The sequence below is a fragment of the Streptomyces sp. L2 genome (assembly GCF_004124325.1).
Lineage (GTDB): Bacteria > Actinomycetota > Actinomycetes > Streptomycetales > Streptomycetaceae > Streptomyces.
The window spans coordinates 4,031,830-4,054,291 of record NZ_QBDT01000001.1 but is presented as its reverse complement, the minus strand read 5'-3'; the positions used below and the strand labels follow the sequence as shown (position 1 = coordinate 4,054,291).

Below are 22,462 nucleotides of genomic sequence, written 5' to 3'. Positions count from 1 at the left end.
AACCGGCGCGACCGGTTCCACCTGGGCGCGGGGTCAGGACATGACCGGCAGCAGCCCCCCGAGGTCGGCCCGCTCCCCGCTCGCGCTGACGGCCGCGTCCGCGACCGCGTCCCGCCAGGCCAGCCGGCCGGTCGCGAGCCGCACCCAGGTCAGCGGGTCGGTCTCCACGACGTTGGGCGGGGTGCCCCGGGTGTGCCGGGGTCCCTCGACGCACTGCACGACGGCGTACGGCGGCACCCGCACCTCGGTGGAGCCGCCGGGCGCCTTCACCGCGAGCGCGTCGGCGAGCAGCCGGGTGGCCGCGGCGAGGGCGTGCCGGTCGTACGGGACGTCCAGGCCCGGGACGGCGGCGGCCAGGTCGTCGGTGTGGACGACGAGTTCGACGGTCCGGGTGACCAGGTAGTCGTCGAGGAGGAGCCCGCCGGCGTTGGTCCGCAGGATGCGGGTGCCGGGGTGGTCGGCGAGCAGGTCGCGCAGGCTGGCGTCGATGTCCGCGAGGTAGGCGTCGAGGTCGGGGTGGTCCGCTGCGAGCCCGCGGGTGAACTCGTCGATGGCGGAGGAGCTGGCCGCGGTGGCGAAGGGCCAGTCCAGGAGGACGCCGTCCTGCTGGGGCGGCTCGGGCAGGGCGAGCGAGCGGTGGACGGCGGTGAGCGCCATCCCGATGTGCGCGACGAGGTCCCGTACGGTCCACTCGCCGAGCCGTGTGGGCAGCGCGAGCTGCTCGGGGCTCAGCCCGCGCACGACCTCGCGCACGTGCCCGAACTGGGCGAACACGGCGGTACGGGTGCGGACGGGGTCGTAGGAACGGGCGCGTTTCCTGGCCGGGGGCATGGGGCGAGCCTAAAGCCTGGACCGAGCCGGCGGCCGGTGAGCCTGGGCTAGCCCTTGACGGCGTAGTCCTTGAGTCCGTTCTCGACCAACGCGAAGGCGTGCCGGGCGCGTTCGGAGGCGTCGGCGGCGACCTGATCGGGGGTCTCGCCCTCGGCGGTGCGGCGGTGGTGCTCCTCGATCAGCGCGTTGCGGGCGGCACTGAGGGTGGCGGCGGCGATCGTGGCCGTCATCATGTCGCCGGTCTCGGCGGCCAGCAGGTCGGCGAGTTCCCGGGTGCCCTTCTGAGCGGCGAGGAAGGCACGTTCCATCAGCACGGGGGTGCGCAGGACCAGTTCGCGCACCTGGCGGGTGGACGCCTCGGGGTTGAGGCCGACGGAGGGGTCCCGCTCCTCGACCATCTCCAGGAACTGGCGGCGGACGGCGTCCACGGCGGACTCGCCGGGCCGGCGGTCGCGGACGGCCCGGGCCGTGTCGGAGAAGTGCTCCTCCATGGGCCGGAAGATCAGGTCCTCTTTCGTCCCAAAGTAGTTGAAGACGGTCATCTTCGAGACCTCGGCGGCGTCGGCGATCTCCTGCACGGAGACGTCGTCGAAGCCCCGCTCGGCGAACAGTTCGACCGCGGCCCGGTAGATCCGCCGGGCCGTCTGCTGCTTCTTCCGCTCCCGCAGACCCATCGTCGTCGCCTCAGCCATGACCTCACCTTACCAAGACGAAATTTAGGCCAGGATGAATCTTAATCGTGGATGAAAGATTGACTCAGTACATGTTCTCGGGGCATGGTGGCTCCCATGACCGAAACCCAGCGCAAACTCGGCTTCCTCGTATGCCTGATCACGATCGTGCTGGCCGTCCTGGACATGCAGATCGTGTCCGCGGCGACCGTGCCGATCGTCCGCGACCTCGATCCCGGCCACGGCATCGCCCGGATCCCCTGGCTGGTCAGCGCGTTCGCCCTCGCGTCGGCGGCGATGCTCCCGCTGTACGGCAGGCTCTGCGACGTAGTCGGCGCCAAGAAGGTGTTCCTCGGCGCCCTCGGCACCTTCCTCACGGGCTCGGCGCTCTGCGGCGCGGCCCAGTCGATCGGCTGGCTGATCGCGTCCCGGGCCGTGCAGGGGATCGGCGCGGGCGGGCTGATGAGCGTGACGATGGTCGTCATCGCCCAGCTGAAGGGGCCGGGCGAGAAGAAGAACAAGGGGGCCGGCGCCGGCGGGATCGTCGCGGGCGGCGGCATGGCGGTCGGCCCGTGGCTCGGCGGCTTCCTCGCCGACCACGCGAGCTGGCGCTGGGCCTTCTACGTCAACCTGCCGCTCGGCATCGCGGCGCTCGCGACGGCCGTGGTCGTCCTGCGCCTGCCCCACCACACCCGCGGCCGCACCATCGACTTCACCGGCGCGGGCCTGGCCGCCGCCTTCTCCGCCGCGCTGCTGCTGATCACCGAGTGGGGCGGCAAGCAGTACGCGTGGACGTCACCGCAGGTCGCCCTCCTGGCCGTGCTCACCGCGGGAACCCTCGCGCTGTTCCTGCGCCGGCAGCGGACCGTTGCCGAACCGATCCTCCCGCCCGCCCTGTTCCGCGTCCCCGAGCTGCGGCTGGGCTTCGCGATCCAGGCCCTGATCGGCGCGGCCATGACCGGCGCCATGTACTACGTCCTGGTATACCTCCAGGTCGCCCGGGGCGTCAGCAGCTCCTCCGCCGGCATGTTCCTGCTGCCCATGGCCCTCGGCATCACCGCCGTCGGCATCGTCACCGGCCGGCTCGGCGAACGCGGCTGGTCCGAGCGGACGTTCGTGATCAGCGGCGCGGTCGTCACCCTGGCGGCGTTCCTGCTCCTCTCCACCACCGGCGCGGACACGTCCCTGTGGCAGCTGCGCGGCACGCTGCTCCTCTTCGGCATCGGCTTCGGCCAACTCCTCGGCCAGCTGATCCAGTTGGTGCAGCAGTCGGCGCCCCCGGCCCAGCTCGGCGTCGCCACCACCGCCATCCGCTTCTTCCAGACCCTCGGCACAGCCCTCGGCGTCGCCCTCTTCGGCACCCTCCTCAACCGGCTGTACGACGGCCCCGGCACCATCGGCGCCCTCGCCTCCCTGCACGGCGCGGCCCGGACGGCCGGCGTCCACGCCTACGTGTCCGCCATGGACACGGTGTTCCTGTGCGGCGCGGGCCTGATGCTCCTCTGCCTGACCCTGGCCCTGCGCCTCCCGAAGCCCGCCCCCGCCCCGGTCCCCGCCGGGTTCCGGCTGAGCGGCCAGGACGCCTGAAGTGATCACCGGGGACAGCGGACCCTGACCAGTCCGCTCGGTCTCGCGTCAGCGGACACACGGGGGAAGGTTTCGCCATGGGGGAAGTACTGCGTCATGCCGTCGTACGACGGGTCTCCAGCCGGCCGGTGGTCGCCGTCCTGGCCGTCACCGGAATCGTCGCGGGGGTCCTCGTCGGCACCTCCGGCCTGGAGACGGTGTCCGGCTGCGGGACCGCGAGCGACTACTACCCGTCCCAGACGGCCGAGGACTGGGTGACGTACGCCGACCACGTCGTCGTGGCCTCCCCGGTACGGGAGGCGGAGACCGGCCGCAGCGACTACACCAAGGGCTCCGTCCGGTACGACGACGACCGCACGGTCACGTTCCGCACCGACCACCTCCTGTGGTCCAGCCGGCACCCCGCCCACCGGATGGGCGACAGCTTCGCCATGGTGGCCCCCGGCTGGCGGGTCTACCGCAGCGGCACCCGCGTCAAGCGGACCGCGACCGACGCCCCCCGCCTGGAACTCGGCCACACCTATCTCCTCGCCCTCCGCTGGACCGACGGCCGCTGGACCGTCCTCGGCGAGGGCGCCTCCGTCCCCTTCGACGATCACACGGGCGACCAGGGCGAATGGTGCGGCCGAGTGCTCAGCAAGGAGGACGTCTCCCGCGGCGAGCGCTTCTCCCGGAAGGACGACCACAGCCTGGAGAGGGCCCTGCTGGGCCAGAACGAGGCCGCGGTGACCCGCGAACTCGCGCGCGCGGAACGGAAGGCGGGCTGATCGGTCCCGGAACACCGCCCGGTCGGCCCCGGCATGCCGCGAAGGCCCGCCCCCGGACGGTGTTCGTCCGTTCCGGGGGCGGGCCTTCGGCCGGCGGGGCCGGGTGTGCCGGGTGTTTACTTCAGCAGGGCCGGGATCGTCGACTCGTGGGCCTCACGGAGGTCCGTCAGGGAGAGGGTGAACTCGCCCTGGATCTCGATCGCGTCTCCGTCCACGACACCGATACGGGTGGCCGGGAGGCCGCGGGCGCCGCACATGTCGTTGAAGCGGACCTCCTCCGAGCGCGGGACCGCGACGATCGCGCGGCCGGCGGACTCGGAGAGGAGGAAGGTGAACGCGTCCAGGCCGTCGGGTACGACCAGACGCGCGCCCTTGCCGCCCAGCAGGGCGGACTCCACGACCGCCTGGACCAGGCCGCCGTCGGAGAGGTCGTGCGCGGAGTCGATCATGCCGTCGCGGGAGGCGGAGATCAGGATCTCGGCCAGCAGGCGCTCACGCTCCAGGTCCACCTTCGGGGGCAGGCCGCCGAGGTGGTCGTGGACGACCTGGGACCAGGCCGAGCCGCCGAACTCCTCGCGGGTGTCGCCGAGGAGGTAGATCAGCTGGCCCTCCTCCTGGAAGGCGACCGGGGTGCGGCGGGCCACGTCGTCGATCACGCCGAGGACGGCCACCACCGGAGTGGGGTGGATCGCCGCCTCCCCCGTCTGGTTGTAGAGCGAGACGTTACCGCCGGTGACCGGCGTGCCGAGCTGCTGGCAGCCGTCGGCGAGACCGCGGATGGCCTCCGCGAACTGCCACATCACCGCCGGGTCCTCGGGCGAACCGAAGTTCAGGCAGTCGGAGACGGCGAGCGGCTTGGCGCCGGTGGTCGCCACGTTCCGGTACGCCTCGGCCAGGGCCAGCTGCGCGCCGGTGTACGGGTCCAGCTTGGTGTAGCGGCCGTTGCCGTCCGTCGCGAGGGCGACGCCGAGGCCGGTCTCCTCGTCGACGCGGATCATGCCCGAGTCCTCGGGCATCGCGAGGACGGTGTTGCCCTGCACGAAGTGGTCGTACTGGGACGTAATCCACTTCTTGGACGCCTGGTTCGGGGAGGCGACCAGCTTCAGGACCTGCGCCTTCAGCTCCTCCGGCGTCGACGGCCGGGGCAGCTTGTTCGCGTCGTCCGCCTGGAGGGCGTCCTGCCAGTCGGGGCGGGCGTACGGGCGCTCGTAGACCGGGCCCTCGTGCGCCACCGTGCGCGGGTCGACGTCGACGATCTTGCCGCCGTGCCAGTAGATCTCCAGGCGGTCGCCGTCGGTCACCTCACCGATGACGGTGGCGATGACGTCCCACTTGGCGCAGATCTCCAGGAAGCGGTCGACCTTCGCCGGCTCGACCACCGCGCACATGCGCTCCTGCGACTCGCTCATGAGGATTTCCTCGGGCGAGAGCGTCGAGTCGCGCAGCGGTACGTCGTCGAGCGTCACGCGCATGCCGCCCGAACCGTTCGACGCCAGCTCGCTCGTCGCGCAGGACAGGCCCGCCGCACCGAGGTCCTGGATGCCGACGACCAGCTTCTCGGCGAACGCCTCCAGGGTGCACTCGATGAGCAGCTTCTCCTGGAAGGGGTCGCCGACCTGGACGGCGGGACGCTTGGACGGCTTCGCGTCGTCAAACGTCTCACTCGCCAGGATCGACGCGCCGCCGATGCCGTCGCCGCCGGTCCGGGCGCCGTAGAGGATGACCTTGTTGCCGGCGCCGGACGCCTTCGCGAGGTGGATGTCCTCGTGCCGCATCACACCGATGGCACCGGCGTTGACCAGCGGGTTGCCCTGGTAGCAGGCGTCGAAAACGACCTCGCCGCCGATGTTGGGCAGGCCCAGGCAGTTGCCGTAGCCGCCGATGCCGGCGACGACGCCGGGGAGTACCCGCTTGGTGTCGGGGTGGTCCGCCGCGCCGAAGCGCAGAGGGTCGACGACGGCGACCGGGCGGGCGCCCATCGCGATGATGTCGCGGACGATGCCGCCGACACCCGTGGCCGCGCCCTGGTAGGGCTCGACGTACGACGGGTGGTTGTGCGACTCGACCTTGAAGGTCACGGCGTAGCCGTGGCCGACGTCGACCACACCGGCGTTCTCGCCGATGCCGACGAGCATCGCGTCGTTCTCCGGGGCCTTCTCGCCGAACTGGCGGAGGTGGACCTTGGAGGACTTGTACGAGCAGTGCTCGGACCACATGACCGAGTACATGGCCAGCTCCGCGCCCGTGGGGCGGCGGCCGAGGATCTCCACGACCCGCTCGTACTCGTCCTTCTTCAGGCCGAGTTCGGCCCAGGGCAGCTCGACGTCGGGGGTCGCGGCCGCGTGCTCGACCGTGTCCAGAGGCGTCCGGCTCATGCGTTGACCAGCTTCTTGAGGATCGAGGTGAAGAACGGCAGCCCGTCGGTACGGCCCGTACCGATCAGCGGCTCGGTGGCGTGCTCCGGGTGCGGCATGAGGCCGACGACGTTCCCGGCCTCGTTGGTGATGCCGGCGATGTCACGGAGCGAGCCGTTGGGGTTCACGTCCAGGTAGCGGAAGGCGACGCGGCCCTCCGCCTCCAGCTTGTCGAGCGTGTAGTCGTCGGCGACGTACCGGCCGTCCATGTTCTTCAGCGGGATGTGGATCTCCTGGCCGGCGCGGTAGTCGCTGGTCCAGGCGGTCTCCGCGTTCTCCACCCGCAGCTTCTGGTCGCGGCAGATGAAGTGGAGGTGGTCGTTGCCGAGCATCGCGCCCGGGAGGAGGTGGGCCTCGGTGAGGACCTGGAAGCCGTTGCAGATACCGAGGACCGGCAAGCCGGCCTTCGCCTGCTCGATAACCGTGCCCATCACCGGTGAGAAGCGGGAGATGGCGCCGGCCCGCAGATAGTCGCCGTAGGAGAAACCGCCGGGCAGCACCACGGCGTCGACCTGCTTGAGGTCCTTGTCCTTGTGCCACAGGGCGACCGGTTCGGCCCCCGCGAGGCGGATCGCGCGCTGGGTGTCCCGGTCGTCCAGGCTCCCCGGAAAAGTGACGACGCCAATACGAGCGGTCACTTCGCGGCCTCCGCGACTTCGGCGGACTCCTCCACCTTGACGGTGAAGTCCTCGATCACGGTGTTGGCGAGGAAGGATTCCGCGAGATCATGGATGCGGGCGAGCGCGGCCTCGTCGACCGGCCCGTCAACTTCCAGTTCGAATCGCTTTCCCTGACGGACGTCCGAGATCCCGTCGAAACCCAGGCGCGGCAGCGCACGCTGGACCGCCTGGCCCTGGGGGTCGAGGATCTCCGGCTTGAGCATGACGTCGACTACGACGCGTGCCACTGGCACTCCCGGTGTGTGGTGCTGAGCAGGTTCCTTCAGACTACCCGCACAAAATTTCTACGCGAGTAGAGTTGGAGGAAACTACGTGACGGCTGTCACGATCGGGTGACAGCCGGGTGGTCGCACGAAAAATTCTGGGAAAGTTCCCACGATCCACCCACGGCAGCTATTGCACTGGGACACACCGACGGATTTAGTCGGGCTTCACTTTGCATTGCCGGGCACTGTACAAATGAATTGGCAATAGCCGATACTCGGCACGTCATCGCCGATGAGCTGTATCGACGTGCCGCACGAAGGGACCGATATTCGTGGCGCAAAAGGTCGTGGTCACTCTCTTTGACGACATCGACGGCTCGGAAGCGGCGGAAACGATCGCCTTCGGACTCGACGGCAAGTCGTACGAGATCGACCTGAACGAGGGCAACGCAAAGAAACTGCGCAAGGCGCTCGCGCCCTACGTGGACGCCGGCCGCAAGCGCTCGCGCTCCGGCAAGGCGTACAAGCAGACCGAGGTCGCCCCCGACCCGGCGGCCGTCCGCGCCTGGGCCCAGGCGAACAAGATGGACGTGCCGGCGCGCGGCCGCATCCCGAAGAAGGTGTACGAGGCGTTCAGCGCCGCCCAGTGAAGCCCGCGAGGGGCAGTTCCCAGGGCCCGTCAGCGGGCCCTGGGAGCCGCTGACTTGGCCGGGGGCGCCGAGGTGTTGGGCCGGGTGCGCCGAGGCGTTCGGCAGGGACGCACCGGCGAGGGGCCCCGCGCGGCGGGCCGGCGCGCGCCGTCGGCGGAACCGACTTGCGCAACCCCCCCGCTGATCAGCTAATGTCTGGGACACGCCGAGGGGCGAGGCCGAAAGGCCGAATCCCGAGGACGGCGTGCGGGTGTAGTTCAGTAGTAGAACATCCCCCTTCCAGGGGGAAGGCGCAGTGTGCAATTCCTGTCACCCGCTCTGGCACCGCCGGTCCGAACCACTCGTGTGGATCAGGTAGGCTGGTGCTCGCACCGATCGGTGGGAGCCGGTCGGGAGCAGTGCGGACGTAGCTCAGTTGGTAGAGCGCAACCTTGCCAAGGTTGAGGTCGCGAGTTCGAGCCTCGTCGTCCGCTCCAGATGAAACCCCGGTCCACTGGATCGGGGTTTTTTCGTGTCCCGGTGTGTCGCGCGTCTGACATTTGTCATGCCCGTCGATGACACCCCGCACTGCCGTTCCGCCCCTCCCGGCGGAACGCTGGAGACATGGACACCGACGAACACGAGCACGTGATCGAGGTCACCGACCTCCGGCGTGTGTACGGGGGCGGGTTCGAGGCCGTGCGCGGAATCAGCTTCTCCGTCGCCCGGGGAGAGGTCTTCGCGCTGCTGGGCACCAACGGCGCCGGCAAGACGTCGACCGTCGAACTGCTGGAAGGACTCGCCGCACCGGCCGCGGGCCGGATCAGGATCCTCGGCCACGACCCCTACCGCGAACGCCACGCCGTACGCCCCCGCACCGGAGTCATGCTCCAGGAGGGCGGCTTCCCCACCGAGCTGACCGTCGCCGAGACCGCCCGGCTGTGGGCCGGCTGCACCACCGCACCCCGGCCCGAACGGGAGGTCCTGGAACTGGTCGGGCTCGCGGACAAGTGGGGGGTGCGCGTCAAGCAGCTGTCCGGCGGCGAACGGCGCCGCCTCGACCTGGCGCTGGCCCTGCTGAACGACCCCGAGGTGCTGTTCCTGGACGAGCCGACGACCGGGCTCGACGCCGAAGGACGCCGGGACACCTGGGAGTTGGTGCGGGCGCTGCGCGACACCGGCACGACCGTGCTGCTCACCACGCACTACCTGGAGGAGGCGGAGGGTCTCGCCGACCGGCTCGCGATCCTGCACGCCGGCCGTATCGCCGCCGCCGGCACCCCGGCCGAGGTCACCGCGGGCCGGCCGTCCCGGATCTCCTTCGAGCTGCCGGACGGATACCTCCTCGGAGACCTGCCCCCGCTTGCCGGCCTCGGCGTCTGCGGGCACGAGGTCGAGGGGAACGTCGTACGGCTGCGTACCCGGGAACTCCAGCGGTCCGCCACCGCCGTGCTGACCTGGGCCGAACGGGCCGGGGTCGAGCTGCGCGGGCTGGACGTCCGGTCGGCGTCCCTGGAGGAGGCGTTCCTCGGGATCGCGGGCGGGATCACCGGCGGGGGCACCGGCGAACTCACGGGACGCACTCAAGAAGGTAGGGCCGCATGAGCGGGACCGGGACAGACGTGGGGGCACGGCGCGTGAACAGGACGGGAGCGGGAGCGGGGGCGGGTGGACGCCTCGGGAGCGGGGTCGCCTGGCGGCCCGTCGCACGGCGGTTGCGGGCGCTCGGGCGGGCCGAACTGGCCCTGCTGGGGCGCAATCGCGGCGCGGTCACCACCGCGCTGCTCGTGCCGCTCGTACTGCCGTTCAGCGTGCGGCCGGCCATCGACCGGATGGACGTCGCGAAGCAGGGGCTCTCCACCGGCACGGTCCTGCTGACCGCGTCCATCGGCTTCTCCTTCCTCTTCGCCGTCTACACCACCCTCGTCGGCGCCTACGTCGCCCGGCGCGAGGAACTCGTTCTGAAGCGGCTGCGCACCGGCGAACTCTCCGACGCCGAGATCCTCACCGGTACGGCCCTGCCCGCGGTCGGCGTCGGCCTCGCCCAGGCCCTGCTGCTGTCGGCCGGCTGCGCGGTACTGCTGCACACCGGCGCGCCGCGAGCCGCGTACCTGATCGTGCCCGGGGTGCTCGCCGGACTGGTGGTGAGCGCCGCGCTGGCCGCGCTCACCGCGTCCTTCACCCGGACCGCCGAGAGCGCCCAGGTCACGGCGCTGCCGCTGGTGTTCGTGTCGATGCTGGGCTCCGGCATGGCGGTCCCGACCGAGCTCATGCCGGACAAGCTCGCCCGGATCTGCGAGCTGCTGCCGCTGTCCCCGGCGATCCGGCTGGTCCGCGGCGGCTGGAGCGGACAGCTGAGCGGGCACGAGATCCTGGTCGCCCTGGTGACCGCGCTGGCCTGGACGGTCCTGTCGGTGTTGGCTGTACGGCGGTGGTTCCGGTGGGAGGCACGCCGGTGAGGTACGCCGGCGTGACGTACTCGGACGTGACGTATGGCGACGGGTCCGGTCCGGGAAGGCGTAGCCGGTAGGCGTATCCAGGGAAGGTGCACATGCTCAGGCGGATCCGAGGGTTGCAGCAGCGCCACTGGCGGGAGCGGAGCAAGGCCGAGCGGGTCGAGCTGCACACCGTCATCACCTGGCACGGGACGATCTGGTTCTTCGCGATGTGCTGGCTGCCGCTGCCGCTGGCCGGGAACCTGGAGCGGCGCCCCCTCCCGCTGGCGCTGGGCGGGCTGCTGCTCCTCGTCTGCGCTCTGCAGTGCGTCGCCGCGAGCCGGCTCACCCGGCCCGCGCTCGACCACTACCTCGGCCGCCGCGCGGTGCCGCCGAAGGCGCTGACCGGCTCGGTCCTGCTGCTCGCCCTGGCCCTCGCGCTGGTCCTGACGCTGACCGCGCTGGACGGCATCGACGCGCTGACGACGCGGTTCACGATCGGCGGCACGCTGGTGCCGTTCGGGCTGATCTACGCGCTGGTCGTGCCCGTCCGCGTGTGCCTGCGCCGGGCCGGCGTCCTCGCGGTGCTGCTCATGGCCGCCGTGGGGCTCATCGACGCGGACGTCTCCGGCGTTCTCACGACCGCTGCCATGACCGCCTTCGCCGTGGCCTTCTCGCTGCTGGCCAGCCGCTGCGGCGCCTGGACGCTGTCCGTGCTGTGGGAGGCGGAACGGGCCCGTGAGGTGGAGGCGCGGCTCGCGGTGGCCGAGGAACGGCTGCGGTTCGGGCGGGACCTGCACGACGTGCTGGGCCGCAACCTGGCCGTGATCGCGCTCAAGAGCGAGCTGGCGGTCCAGCTGGCCCGGCGCGAACGGCCGGAGGCCGTGGAGCAGATGATCGAGGTGCAGCGCATCGCGCAGGAGTCGCAGCGGGAGGTGCGCGATGTCGTACGCGGCTACCGGGCGGCCGATCTCGCCGCCGAACTGGCCGGAGCGCAAGGGGTGTTGACGGCTGCGGGGATCCACTGCGAGGTCCGGGACGAGGCCGGCGGGCTGCCCGCCGAGGTGCAGTCCGCGCTCGGCTGGGTGGTGCGGGAGGCGACCACCAACGTGCTGCGGCACGGGGACGCCGCCCGCTGCACGGTGGGGCTCCGGGCACGGGAGGGGTGTGTGGTGCTGACGGTGGAGAACGACGGGGTGACGAGCGAGGGCGGGGACGGTGGGGGTCCCGTGTCCGGCTCCGGTCCCGGCGGCTCCGGCACCGGCACTGGCGGCTCCGGTCCCGGTGGGTCCGGACTCGCTGGGCTGCGGGAGCGGCTGGCCGTGGTGGACGGGACCCTGGAGGCGGGGCCGGCCGGCGGGGACCGGTTCCGGGTGGTGGCCGAGGTGCCGGTGCAGGCGGCGGGGACCGAGTGGGAGAAGGATCAGGAAGTGAGCGGGGTCACGTCATGAGCGGTCCGGTGCGGCTGCTGCTCGCCGACGACGAGCACCTGATCCGGGGCGCGCTGGCCGCGCTGCTCGGGCTGGAGGACGACCTCGTGGTGGTCGCCGAGGCGGCCAGCGGGCCCGAGGCGCTCGCCATGGCCCGCGCTCACGCGCCCGACGTGGCCGTCCTCGACCTGCAGATGCCGGGCGCCGACGGTGTGAAGGTCGCCACATCCCTGCGGTCCGAACTGCCCGGCTGCCAGGTGCTGATCGTCACCGGTCACGGCCGGCCCGGGCATCTGAAGCGGGCGCTCGCGGCGGGTGTGCGCGGGTTCGTCCCGAAGACGGTCAGCGCGCAGCGGCTCGCCGAGATCATCCGGACCGTGCACGCGGGAAACCGGTACGTCGACCCCGAGTTGGCCGCCGACGCGATCTCCGCCGGTGACTCGCCACTGACCGCGCGGGAGGCCGAGGTGCTGGAACTGGCCGCCGACGGGGCGCCGGTCACGGAGATCGCCGAGCGGGCCGCGCTGTCCCCGGGGACCGTGCGCAACTACCTCTCCTCGGCGGTGACGAAGCTGGGGGCGGAGAACCGGCACACGGCGGTGCGGCTCGCGCGGGAGCGGGGTTGGGTATAGTTGCTCTCGCGCCACGGCGCACTGCGGACGTAGCTCAGTTGGTAGAGCGCAACCTTGCCAAGGTTGAGGTCGCGAGTTCGAGCCTCGTCGTCCGCTCCAGCAGAGGAAGCCCCCGGTTCTCACCGGGGGCTTCCTCCATGTCTGATGGGGGTCTGCCGGGGGCTACGACCAGCGGACGCCGGTCAGCCGCTCGTAGGCCTCCACGTACTTGGCGCGGGTCGCCTCGACGACCTGCTGCGGGAGCGGCGGCGGGGGCTGCTCGCTCTTGCGGTCCCAGCCGGACTCGGCGGAGGTCAGCCAGTCCCGGACGAACTGCTTGTCGTACGACGGCTGCGCGCGGCCGGGCTCCCAGGTATCGGCCGGCCAGAAGCGGGAGGAGTCCGGGGTGAGGACCTCGTCGGCGAGGATCAGGGTGTCGCCGTCGAAGCCGAACTCGAACTTGGTGTCGGCCAGGATGATGCCCCGGTCGCGGGCGATGTCGCGGGCGCGGGAGTAGACGGCGAGGGTGGCCTGGCGGAGCTGGGCGGCGGTCTCGGCGCCGACCTGGCGGGCGACCTCCTCGTACGACACGTTCTCGTCGTGCTCGCCGACCTCGGCCTTGGTGGCCGGGGTGAAGATCGGGCCGGGCAGTTCCGAGCCGTTGACGAGGCCCTCGGGGAGGGCGAGGCCGCAGACGGTCCGGGTCTCCTCGTATTCGAGGAGACCGGAGCCAGTGAGGTAGCCGCGGGCGACGCACTCCACGGGAACCATGTTCAGCGACTTGCAGACCAGGGTGCGGCCGGCCCAGTCGGCGGGGGCACCCTCGGGGACCGCCGTGCTGATCACGTGGTTGGGGGCGAGGTCGCGCAGCTGGTCGAACCACCACAGGGAGAGCTGGGTGAGGACGCGGCCCTTGTCGGGGATCTCGGTGGGCAGCACCCAGTCGTAGGCCGACATGCGGTCGCTGGCGACCATCACGAGGTCGCCCGCCTCGTTCTGGTACAGCTCGCGCACCTTGCCGGTGTGCAGGTGCACCAGTCCCGGAACCTCGATCGGCTCGGGCTTTTCGACGAATCCGGACACGGTTCCTCCCCGTGGTTTTGTCTGAGTACCTCGATTCTCCCGTATGCGGATGATCGGGATGAGCAGGGGGTCAGTCGCGTTTGCAGATGCGGTCCAGGAGGTTGGCCGTGGCCCGCTGGATACGGGGGTCGACGTGGCCGGGGCGGTCCAGCGCGGGGGACCAGGCGAAGGTGCCGGAGGCGAAGACCCAGGCGCCGGAGGGGGCCCGGTAGAGGGAGGTCTCCTGGTGCCGCCGGGCGCCGGCGGTGTCGGTGTAGGGCGAGTGCGCGAGGAGGATGCGCTCCTCGTGCTCGGGCAGCGGGGTGCGCGGGAAGTACCGGTCGGCCTCGCCGGCGACGAGGCCGTCGATCTCGTCGCCCTCGCGCGCTCCGGTGGCGTCCCACAGCCAGTGGCCGGCGTTGCGGACGATCAGCGGGTGCGGTTCGGGCACACGGCCCGCGTACTGGATGCCGACCAGCTGTTGTTCGGGCCGGTCGATCTCCCGCCAGAGCACCGGCCGGCCGGGACCCTTGCGTTTGCGGCAGGTCAGCAGCCGGTCCGGTGTCCCGGACGGCGAGGGCGCCAACTCCACATGCCAGTACATGGTGTTGGCGGACAGGAAGACCAGTGAGGTGCCGTGGTCGCGGGCGAGTTCGACGGTGCGGCGCATCGGCGTCGACCAGTACTCGTCGTGGCCGGGGAAGAGCAGGCCCCGGTAGCGGGTGGGGTCGACGCGGCCGGCGTGCAGGTCGCGGGCGTCGGCGTAGGCGAGGTCGTAGCCGTAGCGCTCGGCCCAGCGGATGACGTCGTAGGCGTGGCCGACGTGCAGGGGCAGGCCCGCGCCGGCGTAGGGGCGGTCGAAGGAGACCGTGGTCGCCGCGTCGGACTCGCCGAGCAGGCGGCCCTGTTCGTCCCACGCGTGGTAGAGGCTGGCGCCGGTGTGGCCGTCCTCCGGGTACAGGTTGTACGCCTGCCACGTGATGTCCGGCAGCAGCAGGAGCAGGTCGGCGGGACGGTCGTCGCGGACGGTGAACGGCACGTGGGAGCGGTAGCCGTCGGCGGTGGTGAGGACGGCCACGTAGGCGCCGCTGTTCCAGTGGGAGGGGACCTGGAGGCGCCAGGACAGCCACCAGTGGTGGCAGGAGACGGTGCGGTCGGCGGTCAGCGGCGGGGGCTGGACGATGCCGGACAGGCGGGGGCTGGTGGTGATCTTGGCGGCGCCGTCACCGCCGTAGTGGCCGATGCGGTAGATGTCGACGCCGAACTGCTGCGGCGGGTCGACGGTGATGTGGAAGTCGATGGCCTCGCCGGGGGCGACCGCGCCGGTGGCGGTGAAGCCCTTGATCTGCCGGCGCACGTCGTCGGCCGAGCGGGGACCGCCGGTGGCGCCGGCGGCGCGGGGCGCCGGGACGCGCGCGCCCTGGCCGGGGGGCTGCGGCAGGACGGCCTGCGGCGGGACCGGGTCCATGTACCAGGGGACCACCTGGCCGGTGTCGTCGAAGTAGGTCTCACTGCCACGCAGCCAGGGGAGGGGTCCCTGGCCGAAGGGGTCGGTGACGGCGTGCGCGAGTGCTCCGGACTCCCAGCGCCGGATCTGGTCCGCGGCCATGGTCGCTCCCCTCCCTCATGCCCCCGTGTCCTGTTCCGGTGGTGCGTGCGCTGCGCGGTGCGCTCTGCTGTTGTGCCCCGGGTCGCGCCGGGTCGGTCGGGCCGGCGTGCCGGGCGGCTCGGGCGTGCTGTCGTATGTCGCATGCCCTTGCCATGTGCGTGGTCGGTCCCAGCACATCACATAACGCACGGGCTCGGTCACGATTCGTTGCGAATTGACCGGAAGTGGAGGTTGGTGCTCCGGTACATGGTGCGGCGTCGGTTCCGTGTCGGTTCCGTGTTGCGAGGTCAGACCAACCGTACGGGCTTCTCCGGGCGTATGCCGGACGCCGCCAGCCAGTCGCGCAGGGGGCCCGGATCTCCCTCCTCGATCAGACTGAGCACTCTGGGCGCGAGGTCGGTGGCCCGCTCGCCGCCCAGCAGCAGGGAGGGGCCGTCGAGCCAGTCCAGGCCGGGGGCCGCGCCGGCGGTGTCCACGGCGGCGCAGCACACCATCGCCGTGACGTGCTCGGCGAGGAGTTCGCGGGCGGTGCGGGGTGGTTGCAGCGGGAAGAGCGGCAGCGCGCCGTCCTCCCAGAGCGCGCTGTCAGGGCCCTGCCCGGTCATGGCCGCCGCCCCGCTCGGCACGCCGGCCCCGGCCCCGGCCGCCGCCTCCTCCCGGGCCAGCGCGGCGGTCAGCCCGGCGGCGAGGGCGGCACTGCGCTCGGTACCGGGGTCGGCGGGGTCTTCGAGGTCGTCCAGGGCGCCGAGGTGATCGGGGTCGTCGAGGTGGTGGGGGTGGTGGGGGTCATCGAGGGTGCCGAAGTCTTCGGCGGCGACGGGGCCGTCGGGGTGGGCCGGCGCGGCGGGAGTGGGGTCGGTCGGGCCGGGATCGGGCTCCGTCGGGCCGGGATCGGTGCGACCGGGCTCCGTCGGGCCGGGATCGGTGCGACCAGGCTCCGTCGGGCCGGGATCGGTGCGACCGGGCTCCGTCGGGCCGGGATCGGTGGGACCGGGGTCGGTGGGGCGGGGCTCGGCCGGGCCGGACTCGGTGGGATCCGGGCCCATGGGGTTAATGTGACCGATGTGACCGGTGTGGTCGCCGTGGCCGCTGCGGCCTGTGTTGCCGTCAGCGGGGCCGTCTGCCGGGGCCGGCTCTGTGAGATGGTCCAGGACGCGGGAGAGGGTGGGGCCGCCGGGGTCGGGGGCGGCCGGATCGGGGGTGGGGCGGACGCCGAGGGAGTCCAGGACGCGGTGCAGCCGGGCCGCGTTCGCGCGCCAGGTGCGGTCCACGACCTCCTCCGGGTACGACGCCCAGTCCACCGGCGCCCAGTCCGGGCCGCGCTCCGCCGGGCCGCCGTGGAACAGCCGGGCGGCGAGCAGGGACGCGGCCTCGTCCACCGTGCCGGGCTCCTCCAGCAGATCGCAGGCCGGGCGCTCGCCGAGCCGTGAGGTGAACCCCTCGGCCAGCCGGTCCCGGCGGGCCAGCTCGGTCAGCGCGGAGACCACGCCCGCGTCCAGCCGGGACGGCCAGCGGCCCATGCGCCAGGCGGGCAGCGCCACCTTGGTCAGCAGCCGGTCCCAGCCCGCGTACGCCAGCCCGACCTGCTCCTGGGCGACGATCCGCAGGCCGTAGTCCACGGCCTGGGCGCGCTCCGCCGCCGAGGTCGCGACGCCCCGCTCCATCAGCACCGCGTGCTCCCGGCATCCGCGCAGCAGCAGCCGGGCCACCCCGCCGAGGGTGGCGCACACCGCGCGGGTCAGCGGGCAGCGGCCGGGGGTGGCGGCGACGGCCACCGCGGCGTCCAGTCCCCGGACGAAGCGCCGGGCGGCGGCTATGTCGGGGTGCGCGGAGGGTGCCGTACCGGCGATGACCGGGGCGAGGACCGCGCGCAGTTCTCCGACGCGCATCCACCACAGGAAGGGGGAGCCGATGACGAGGACGGGAGCGGCTACGTGCTGCCGGGTGCGCCGGGCGGCGCGTCCCCGCGGGCCGGACAGGGAACCGGGGCCCGCCGACTCGTCGTACCCCGTCTGCGCGGGCGGGCCGTGCGACGGATGCGTACGGTCCTCCAGCCAGCTGTCGCAGTCCGGGGTGAGCGCTATCGCCGAGGGCGCGGGCACGTCGAGGCGGTCGGCGAGGTCGCGCACCATCCGGTAGAGATCCGGGGCGGACTTCTCGGTGACCGGGACCGTCGGCGTCACGGCCGGGCGGGCGCGGGCCACGACGAGGGCGATGCCGGCCGCGGCCAGCAGCACCAGCACGGCGAGCACGCACACAACCCAGCGGGCCACGTCCCAGCCCCGGCCCACGAAGTGACCGGTGGAACCACCGGTCAGCAGGATCACCGCGGCGGCCGCGGGCAGCAGGGCCACGCCCAGCGCCCGGCCCCGCACGCGCAGCACCGCGAGGGCCCGGGAACGCGCGGCCTGCGCGGCCACCTCCACACCGATTCCGGTCATGCGCCGACCTCACCCCCTCCCTGCCGATGCCGTGCTGTCCTGGCGTTGCTCACTCCCCCACTGTGGCACCCGCCACTGACATCGCAATGCCGGTGGGCCAAGTGCCGGACCGCTTGCGCCGCACCATAGTTGGGGCCCGGTCCCCCGTCAGCCGGATGGCCGATTGCTCACTCGATGGAATGGCTTTGGTTAGAGGTGGATGACGGACAGCAAAGATCAGGCCCCGGATTTTCGTCCGGGGCCTGAGGAGGAGACGGTGCGGGGCTCAGCGGGCTCCGGCCGCTCCGGCCGCCTTCGCGGCGATGTCCGTACGGTGCTGGGAGCCGTCGAGGCCGATGCGGGCCACCGCCCGGTAGGCACGCTCGCGGGCCGCGCCGAGGTCCTCCCCGACGGCCGTGACGGACAGCACCCGGCCGCCCGCGCTGACGACCGCGTCGCCGTCCTGCCGGGTCCCGGCGTGCAGGACGTAGGCGTGCGGGGCGTCCTCGGCGGCCACCTCGGCGAGACCGGTGATCGGGTCGCCGGTGCGGGGGGTGCCGGGGTAGTTGTGCGAGGCGACGACCACGGTGACGGCCGCGTCCTCGCTCCAGCGCAGCGGCTCCAGGTCGGCGAGGGTGCCGTTCGCCGCGGCGAGCAGGACACCGGCCAGCGGGGTCCGCAGGCGGGCCAGCACGACCTGGGTCTCCGGGTCGCCGAAGCGGGCGTTGAACTCGATGACCCGGACACCGCGCGAGGTGATCGCGAGGCCGGCGTAGAGGAGGCCGGAGAAGGGGGTGCCGCGCCGCCGCAGCTCGTCCACGGTCGGCTGCAGGACGGTCTGCAGCACCTCGTCGACCAGCTTCGGGTCGGCCCAGGGCAGCGGCGAGTACGCGCCCATGCCGCCGGTGTTGGGGCCCTCGTCGCCGTCCAGGGCGCGCTTGAAGTCCTGTGCGGGCTGGAGCGGTACGACCGTCTCGCCGTCGGTGATCGCGAACAGGGAGACCTCGGGGCCGTCGAGGAACTCCTCGATGACGACGCGGTCGCAGCCGACCGCGTGCGCCTGGGCGGCGTCGATGTCGTCGGTGACGACGACGCCCTTGCCGGCGGCCAGCCCGTCGTCCTTGACGACGTAGGGCGCGCCGAAGGCGGCGAGGGCTTCGGCGGCCTCGGCTTCCGTGGTGCACACGTAGGACCGCGCGGTCGGCACGCCGGCCGCCGCCATGACGTCCTTGGCGAAGGCCTTGGACCCCTCCAGCTGCGCGGCCTCCTTGGAGGGGCCGAACACGGGGATGCCCGCCTCGCGGACGGCGTCGGCCACCCCGGCGACCAACGGCGCCTCCGGGCCTACGACGACGAGTTCGGCACCGAGACCGGTGGCCAGCGCGGCCACGGCGGCGCCGTCGAGCGGGTCGACCCGGTGCAGCTCGGCGACCTCGGCGATGCCGGCGTTGCCGGGGGCGCAGTGCAGCGCGGTGACGTCGGGGTCGAGGGACAGGGAGCGGCAGAGGGCGTGTTCGCGGGCGCCGGTACCGATGACGAGGACCTTCACACGCCTCACCCTACTGGCAACCCCACCGAACCCTGGGCCCCGGTCAGGCTGTGCGTTCCTACGAGAGCCACCGCATGCGGGTGGGTCCGCCGGGGCGTCCGCGAGACGTGCGGGCCCCCTCCGGCCACCTCCGACGAGAGCCCGTACCGGACTACGGGACGGGACGGGTCGCACACCGGAGTCCCGCACCGGAGACGGGTGCGCGGCGCATGGCGGGTGGGGCGGCCCCCGTGCGGTTGTGCTCCTGCCGCAGGTGCAGCGACCTGCGGCAGGAGCCCCGGCCCGGGAGGGGAGTTACGGGCCGGGGCGGGAGTTACGGACCGGAGCGGGAGTTACGGGCCGGAGCGGGACTTGGGGGCCGGGGCGGATGCCGCTTGCCGACGCCGGCACGCCGGGCTACGCGATGCCGGGCAGCCGGCGAAGACACCCGCGGTCGGCGAGAGCGCGCGCCGAGCCCCGGGACGGGCCGCAGACCGGAGCCCCGCGTCGCGGTGCGCATGGACGGGCGGCCGGGGTCGGAACGGCCCGGGGTGGGGACGGCCCGGGACCGGGACGGCCGGGACCGGAACGGCCGGGGTCGGAACGGCCCGGGGTCGGAACGGCCCGGGGTCGGAACGGCCCGGGGTCGGAACGGCCCGGGGTCGGAACGGCCCGGGGTCGGAACGGCCCGGGGTCGGAACGGCCCGGGACCGGGACGGCCGGGGTCGGGACGGCCGGGGTCGGGACGGGCGGGATCGGGACGGGCGGGATCGGGACGGGCGGGGTCGGGACGGGCGGGTTACTCGTTGGTGAATTCCTCGACCACCGTCGCGCCCAGTTCGCGGACGATCAGTTCGTGGCCGGAGAGGGCCGACTCGTCCAGGTCCGGGTCGTCGTCCTCGGGGACGTCGTCCTCCGGGGCGACCGGGGCGGGGGCGGGGCGTGGGGCGGGCGAGGGGGCCGGGGCCGCGGAGCCGGTGCCGCCGGCCTGGGGGGCGGGGGCGGGCGAGGGGGCGGCCGGCTGGGGTGCCGGCGCTGCCGGGCGAGGGGCCGGGGAGCCGCCGTAGCCACCACTGGGACCGGCGTTCCCATAGCCTCCGCCCGCGCCCCCGCCGCCGTAGCCCGGTGAGCCGCCGGGCGGCGGGGGTGCGGAGCCGCCCGAGGGGTCGATGACCGCCTCGATCTTCCACTGCACGCTGAACTGCTCGGCCAGCGCCTGCCGCAGCACGTCCTCGCTGCCGGTGCTGGCGAAGTTGTCCCGGGCTCCGGCGTTGACGAAGCCGAGCTGGAGTGTGGTGCCGTCGAAGCCGGTCACCTGGGCGTTCTGGCTGAGCAGGATCCAGGTGAACCGACGGCGGTTCTTGACGGCCTCCAGGATGTTCGGCCAGAGCATGCGGGGGTCGAGCCCGCCGGCCGGGGCGGGCGCCGAGGGCGCCGGTGCCTGCTGCTGGGGCTGCGGCTGCGGCTGTTGCGTTTGTGGTTGCGGTTGCCGCTGTTGCTGAGGCCGCTGGGCGGTGTCCTGACCCGGCTGCGAACCGGCCGCGGCCGGCGTGGGCCAGCCGCCGGGCCGTCGGCCGCCACCGGCCGGGGCGGCCGCGGGCCAGGCGCCGGGACCCGCGGGGGCCGGGGCCTCGGGGGCAGCGGCCGGGGCAGGGGCGGGCGCCTGGGCCGGGGGCGCCGCGGAAGGAACGGGCGCGGCAGGGGCCGTAGTCGCGACGAAGCCCGCAGGGGCTTCCGGCGTGGCGGCGACCGGCGCGGGGGCGGGCGCTGGGCCCGCACCGGCCCCGACACCTGCACCTGCACCTGCACCTGCCCCGGCAGCTCCCGCAGGCCCGCCCGACGCGCGTACGGCCGCGCGCGCCGCCGCAGGTCCGCCGCCCGGCGGGACCTGGACCGCCGACGCGTCGGAGCCGCTCGCGTAAGGGTGGGCGTCGGGACCGGGGACGTACCCCATGGCGGGCGCGCCGCCGCCGGCCGAGAAGCTGACGCCGCGTTCGAGCCGGTCGAGGCGGGCCATGACGGAGCGCTCGTCGCCGTAGGCGGCGGGGAGCAGCACGCGGGCGCAGATGAGTTCGAGCTGGAGGCGGGGCGAGGTGGCGCCGCGCATCTCGGTGAGGCCGTCGTTGACGACGTCGGCGGCGCGGCTCAGCTCGGCGGGGCCGAAGGTGCCGGCCTGGGCCTGCATGCGCTCGACGACGTCGGCGGGGGCGTCGATGAGTCCCTTGTCGGCCGCGTCCGGCACCGCGGCGAGGATCACCAGGTCCCGCAGCCGCTCCAGCAGGTCGGCGACGAAGCGGCGGGGGTCGTTGCCGCCCTCGATGATCCGGTCGACGACTTCGAAGGCGGCCGCTCCGTCACCGGTGGCGAAGGACTCGACGACGGAGTCGAGGAGCGAGCCGTCGGTGTACCCGAGGAGGGAGGTGGCCATGGCATACGTCACACCCTCCGCTCCGGCGCCCGCGAGCAACTGGTCCATGACGGACATGGAGTCACGCACGGATCCGGCGCCGGCCCGCACGACGAGCGGCAGCACGCCGTCCTCGACCGGGATCTCCTCCCGGCCGCAGACCTCGGCGAGGTAGTCGCGGAGCGTGCCGGGCGGGACGAGGCGGAAGGGGTAGTGGTGGGTGCGCGACCGGATGGTCCCGATGACCTTCTCGGGTTCGGTGGTCGCGAAGATGAACTTGAGGTGCTCGGGCGGCTCCTCGACGACCTTGAGCAGGGCGTTGAAGCCGGCCGACGTGACCATGTGGGCCTCGTCGATGATGTAGATCTTGTACCGGCTGCCGGCGGGCCCGAAGAACGCCTTCTCGCGCAGGTCACGGGCGTCGTCCACGCCTCCGTGCGACGCGGCGTCGATCTCGATGACGTCGATGGAACCCGGCCCGTTGCGCGCGAGGTCGCGGCACGACTGGCACTCGCCGCAGGGCGTCGGCGTCGGCCCCTGCTCGCAGTTCAGGCAGCGGGCCAGGATGCGGGCACTGGTCGTCTTGCCGCAGCCGCGCGGACCACTGAACAGGTACGCGTGATTGACCCGGTTGTTCCGCAGCGCCTGCTGCAGCGGGTCGGTGACATGCTCCTGCCCGATGACCTCCGCGAAGGTCTCCGGGCGATAGCGGCGGTACAGCGCGAGAGACGACACGCTTACGAGGTTATAGGCGCCCACTGACAACCCGGCCCGCGGAAGCCCACCCGTGACCGACCACCCCGGCACGCCCCCGGCCGCCTCCGTCGGCGATGCCCTCGAACGCAAGCGCCCCCCACGCACCCGCCAGAGCCAACCTACCCTTGCTGCCTTCCGGCCCTGGGGGAGTTCAGTCAGATAGCGCCGCGTGAGGGGCTGCGCCCACAGTACCCGATCCGGGCCTGCGGGAACGAGTTCGCGAGCACTCCCCTCGGTCATGTAATGTTTCCGGCGGAGGATTCGCCTAGAGGCCTAGGGCGCACGCTTGGAAAGCGTGTTGGGGGCAACCCCTCACGAGTTCGAATCTCGTATCCTCCGCCAGTGCCTCACCGGGCACGATGTCGAAGGGCCCCACTGTTCGCAGTGGGGCCCTTCGACGTTGTCCGTCTCAGTTTCCG

General features: G+C 72.8%; 17 protein-coding genes, 4 tRNA genes and 1 other RNA gene. 11 read left to right on the top strand and 11 right to left on the bottom strand.

From position 1 onward, the window contains the following. Positions 1–33: 33 nt before the first annotated feature. Both DBP14_RS17965 and DBP14_RS17960 read right to left on the bottom strand, forming a co-directional pair. Positions 34–831: a sterol carrier family protein gene (locus tag DBP14_RS17965; protein ID WP_129308204.1), complete on the bottom strand. Its 798-nt coding sequence runs from the start codon at positions 829–831 to the stop codon at positions 34–36. Between the two features lie 47 nt (positions 832–878). Further along, positions 879–1,523 carry a TetR/AcrR family transcriptional regulator gene (locus tag DBP14_RS17960; RefSeq protein ID WP_129308203.1) on the bottom strand — a complete coding sequence of 215 codons (645 nt, stop codon included), beginning with the start codon at positions 1,521–1,523 and terminating at the stop codon, positions 879–881. Positions 1,524–1,619: 96 nt separating this feature from the next. On the opposite strand from DBP14_RS17960, the gene DBP14_RS17955 reads away from it, so the two are divergent. Next, entirely contained in the window at positions 1,620–3,089 is a 1,470-nt protein-coding gene (locus DBP14_RS17955; RefSeq protein ID WP_129308202.1) for an MFS transporter, read from the top strand. A 77-nt stretch (positions 3,090–3,166) separates the two neighbouring features. Then, entirely contained in the window at positions 3,167–3,856 is a 690-nt protein-coding gene (locus DBP14_RS17950; protein WP_129308201.1) for a hypothetical protein, read from the top strand. 116 nt (positions 3,857–3,972) lie between these two features. On the opposite strand, the gene purL is transcribed toward DBP14_RS17950, so the two are convergent. The 3 genes from purL to purS are packed head-to-tail and all read right to left on the bottom strand — an operon-like array spanning position 3,973 to position 7,177. Then, positions 3,973–6,231, bottom strand: coding sequence for a phosphoribosylformylglycinamidine synthase subunit PurL (purL, locus tag DBP14_RS17945; RefSeq protein ID WP_129308200.1), 2,259 nt, complete (start codon positions 6,229–6,231; stop codon positions 3,973–3,975). Beyond that, a complete protein-coding gene (purQ, locus tag DBP14_RS17940; RefSeq protein ID WP_129308199.1) occupies positions 6,228–6,908 on the bottom strand; it encodes a phosphoribosylformylglycinamidine synthase subunit PurQ in 681 nt (226 codons plus the stop codon). The genes purL and purQ overlap by 4 nt, the downstream gene beginning before the upstream one ends. Next, positions 6,905–7,177, bottom strand: a complete 273-nt coding sequence (gene purS, locus DBP14_RS17935; RefSeq protein ID WP_129308198.1) for a phosphoribosylformylglycinamidine synthase subunit PurS — start codon at positions 7,175–7,177, stop codon at positions 6,905–6,907. The genes purQ and purS overlap by 4 nt, the downstream gene beginning before the upstream one ends. A 311-nt stretch (positions 7,178–7,488) precedes the next feature. Between purS and DBP14_RS17930 the strand changes: the two genes are divergently transcribed. The 8 genes from DBP14_RS17930 to DBP14_RS17895 all read left to right on the top strand — a co-directional run bounded on the left by DBP14_RS17930 (position 7,489) and on the right by DBP14_RS17895 (position 12,381). After that, positions 7,489–7,806, top strand: coding sequence for an Lsr2 family protein (locus DBP14_RS17930; RefSeq protein ID WP_129308197.1), 318 nt, complete (start codon positions 7,489–7,491; stop codon positions 7,804–7,806). 246 nt (positions 7,807–8,052) lie between these two features. Continuing rightward, positions 8,053–8,124: transfer RNA gene (locus DBP14_RS17925), tRNA-Gly, on the top strand. 82 nt (positions 8,125–8,206) lie between these two features. Further along, positions 8,207–8,282, top strand: a tRNA-Gly gene (locus DBP14_RS17920). A 127-nt stretch (positions 8,283–8,409) separates the two neighbouring features. Further along, complete coding sequence (locus tag DBP14_RS17915) at positions 8,410–9,390, top strand: ABC transporter ATP-binding protein (protein ID WP_129308196.1); 981 nt, start codon at positions 8,410–8,412, stop codon at positions 9,388–9,390. Next, a complete protein-coding gene (locus DBP14_RS17910) occupies positions 9,387–10,244 on the top strand; it encodes an ABC transporter permease (RefSeq protein ID WP_129308195.1) in 858 nt (285 codons plus the stop codon). Before DBP14_RS17915 ends, DBP14_RS17910 begins: the two co-directional genes overlap by 4 nt. A 92-nt stretch (positions 10,245–10,336) precedes the next feature. After that, positions 10,337–11,671 (top strand): histidine kinase, encoded by a 1,335-nt coding sequence (locus DBP14_RS17905; protein ID WP_129308194.1) that lies wholly within the window; start codon positions 10,337–10,339, stop codon positions 11,669–11,671. After that, positions 11,668–12,282 (top strand): response regulator transcription factor, encoded by a 615-nt coding sequence (locus DBP14_RS17900; protein ID WP_129308193.1) that lies wholly within the window; start codon positions 11,668–11,670, stop codon positions 12,280–12,282. Before DBP14_RS17905 ends, DBP14_RS17900 begins: the two co-directional genes overlap by 4 nt. 23 nt (positions 12,283–12,305) lie before the next feature. Beyond that, positions 12,306–12,381, top strand: a tRNA-Gly gene (locus tag DBP14_RS17895). Positions 12,382–12,444: 63 nt separating this feature from the next. On the opposite strand, the gene DBP14_RS17890 is transcribed toward DBP14_RS17895, so the two are convergent. The 6 genes from DBP14_RS17890 to ffs form a co-directional block, all read right to left on the bottom strand. Further along, positions 12,445–13,344 (bottom strand): phosphoribosylaminoimidazolesuccinocarboxamide synthase, encoded by a 900-nt coding sequence (locus tag DBP14_RS17890; RefSeq protein WP_129308192.1) that lies wholly within the window; start codon positions 13,342–13,344, stop codon positions 12,445–12,447. Between the two features lie 70 nt (positions 13,345–13,414). After that, positions 13,415–14,932: a N,N-dimethylformamidase beta subunit family domain-containing protein gene (locus DBP14_RS17885; protein WP_129308191.1), complete on the bottom strand. Its 1,518-nt coding sequence runs from the start codon at positions 14,930–14,932 to the stop codon at positions 13,415–13,417. Positions 14,933–15,219: 287 nt separating this feature from the next. Beyond that, entirely contained in the window at positions 15,220–17,373 is a 2,154-nt protein-coding gene (locus DBP14_RS36905) for a hypothetical protein (RefSeq protein WP_241740958.1), read from the bottom strand. Between the two features lie 265 nt (positions 17,374–17,638). Beyond that, positions 17,639–18,901 (bottom strand): phosphoribosylamine--glycine ligase, encoded by a 1,263-nt coding sequence (gene purD, locus DBP14_RS17870; RefSeq protein WP_129308190.1) that lies wholly within the window; start codon positions 18,899–18,901, stop codon positions 17,639–17,641. A 778-nt stretch (positions 18,902–19,679) separates the two neighbouring features. Next, positions 19,680–22,022 (bottom strand): DNA polymerase III subunit gamma and tau, encoded by a 2,343-nt coding sequence (locus DBP14_RS17865; RefSeq protein WP_129308189.1) that lies wholly within the window; start codon positions 22,020–22,022, stop codon positions 19,680–19,682. A gap of 104 nt (positions 22,023–22,126) precedes the next feature. Next, positions 22,127–22,225: signal recognition particle sRNA small type (gene ffs, locus DBP14_RS17860), an RNA gene on the bottom strand. A 72-nt stretch (positions 22,226–22,297) separates the two neighbouring features. Between ffs and DBP14_RS17855 the strand changes: the two genes are divergently transcribed. Further along, a tRNA-Ser gene (locus DBP14_RS17855) sits at positions 22,298–22,385 on the top strand. Positions 22,386–22,462: the final 77 nt, after the last annotated feature.

What these genes read in the sequence shown, in the direction of transcription:
- DBP14_RS17965 (WP_129308204.1), bottom strand. Translation starts at nt 831, where the DNA reads ATGCCCCCGGCCAGGAAACGCGCCCGTTCCTACGACCCCGTCCGCACC.
- DBP14_RS17960 (WP_129308203.1), bottom strand. Translation starts at nt 1,523, where the DNA reads ATGGCTGAGGCGACGACGATGGGTCTGCGGGAGCGGAAGAAGCAGCAG.
- DBP14_RS17955 (WP_129308202.1), top strand. Translation starts at nt 1,620, where the DNA reads ATGACCGAAACCCAGCGCAAACTCGGCTTCCTCGTATGCCTGATCACG.
- DBP14_RS17950 (WP_129308201.1), top strand. Translation starts at nt 3,167, where the DNA reads ATGGGGGAAGTACTGCGTCATGCCGTCGTACGACGGGTCTCCAGCCGG.
- purL (WP_129308200.1), bottom strand. Translation starts at nt 6,231, where the DNA reads ATGAGCCGGACGCCTCTGGACACGGTCGAGCACGCGGCCGCGACCCCC.
- DBP14_RS17915 (WP_129308196.1), top strand. Translation starts at nt 8,410, where the DNA reads ATGGACACCGACGAACACGAGCACGTGATCGAGGTCACCGACCTCCGG.
- DBP14_RS17910 (WP_129308195.1), top strand. Translation starts at nt 9,387, where the DNA reads ATGAGCGGGACCGGGACAGACGTGGGGGCACGGCGCGTGAACAGGACG.
- DBP14_RS17905 (WP_129308194.1), top strand. Translation starts at nt 10,337, where the DNA reads ATGCTCAGGCGGATCCGAGGGTTGCAGCAGCGCCACTGGCGGGAGCGG.
- DBP14_RS17900 (WP_129308193.1), top strand. Translation starts at nt 11,668, where the DNA reads ATGAGCGGTCCGGTGCGGCTGCTGCTCGCCGACGACGAGCACCTGATC.
- DBP14_RS17885 (WP_129308191.1), bottom strand. Translation starts at nt 14,932, where the DNA reads ATGGCCGCGGACCAGATCCGGCGCTGGGAGTCCGGAGCACTCGCGCAC.
- DBP14_RS36905 (WP_241740958.1), bottom strand. Translation starts at nt 17,373, where the DNA reads ATGACCGGAATCGGTGTGGAGGTGGCCGCGCAGGCCGCGCGTTCCCGG.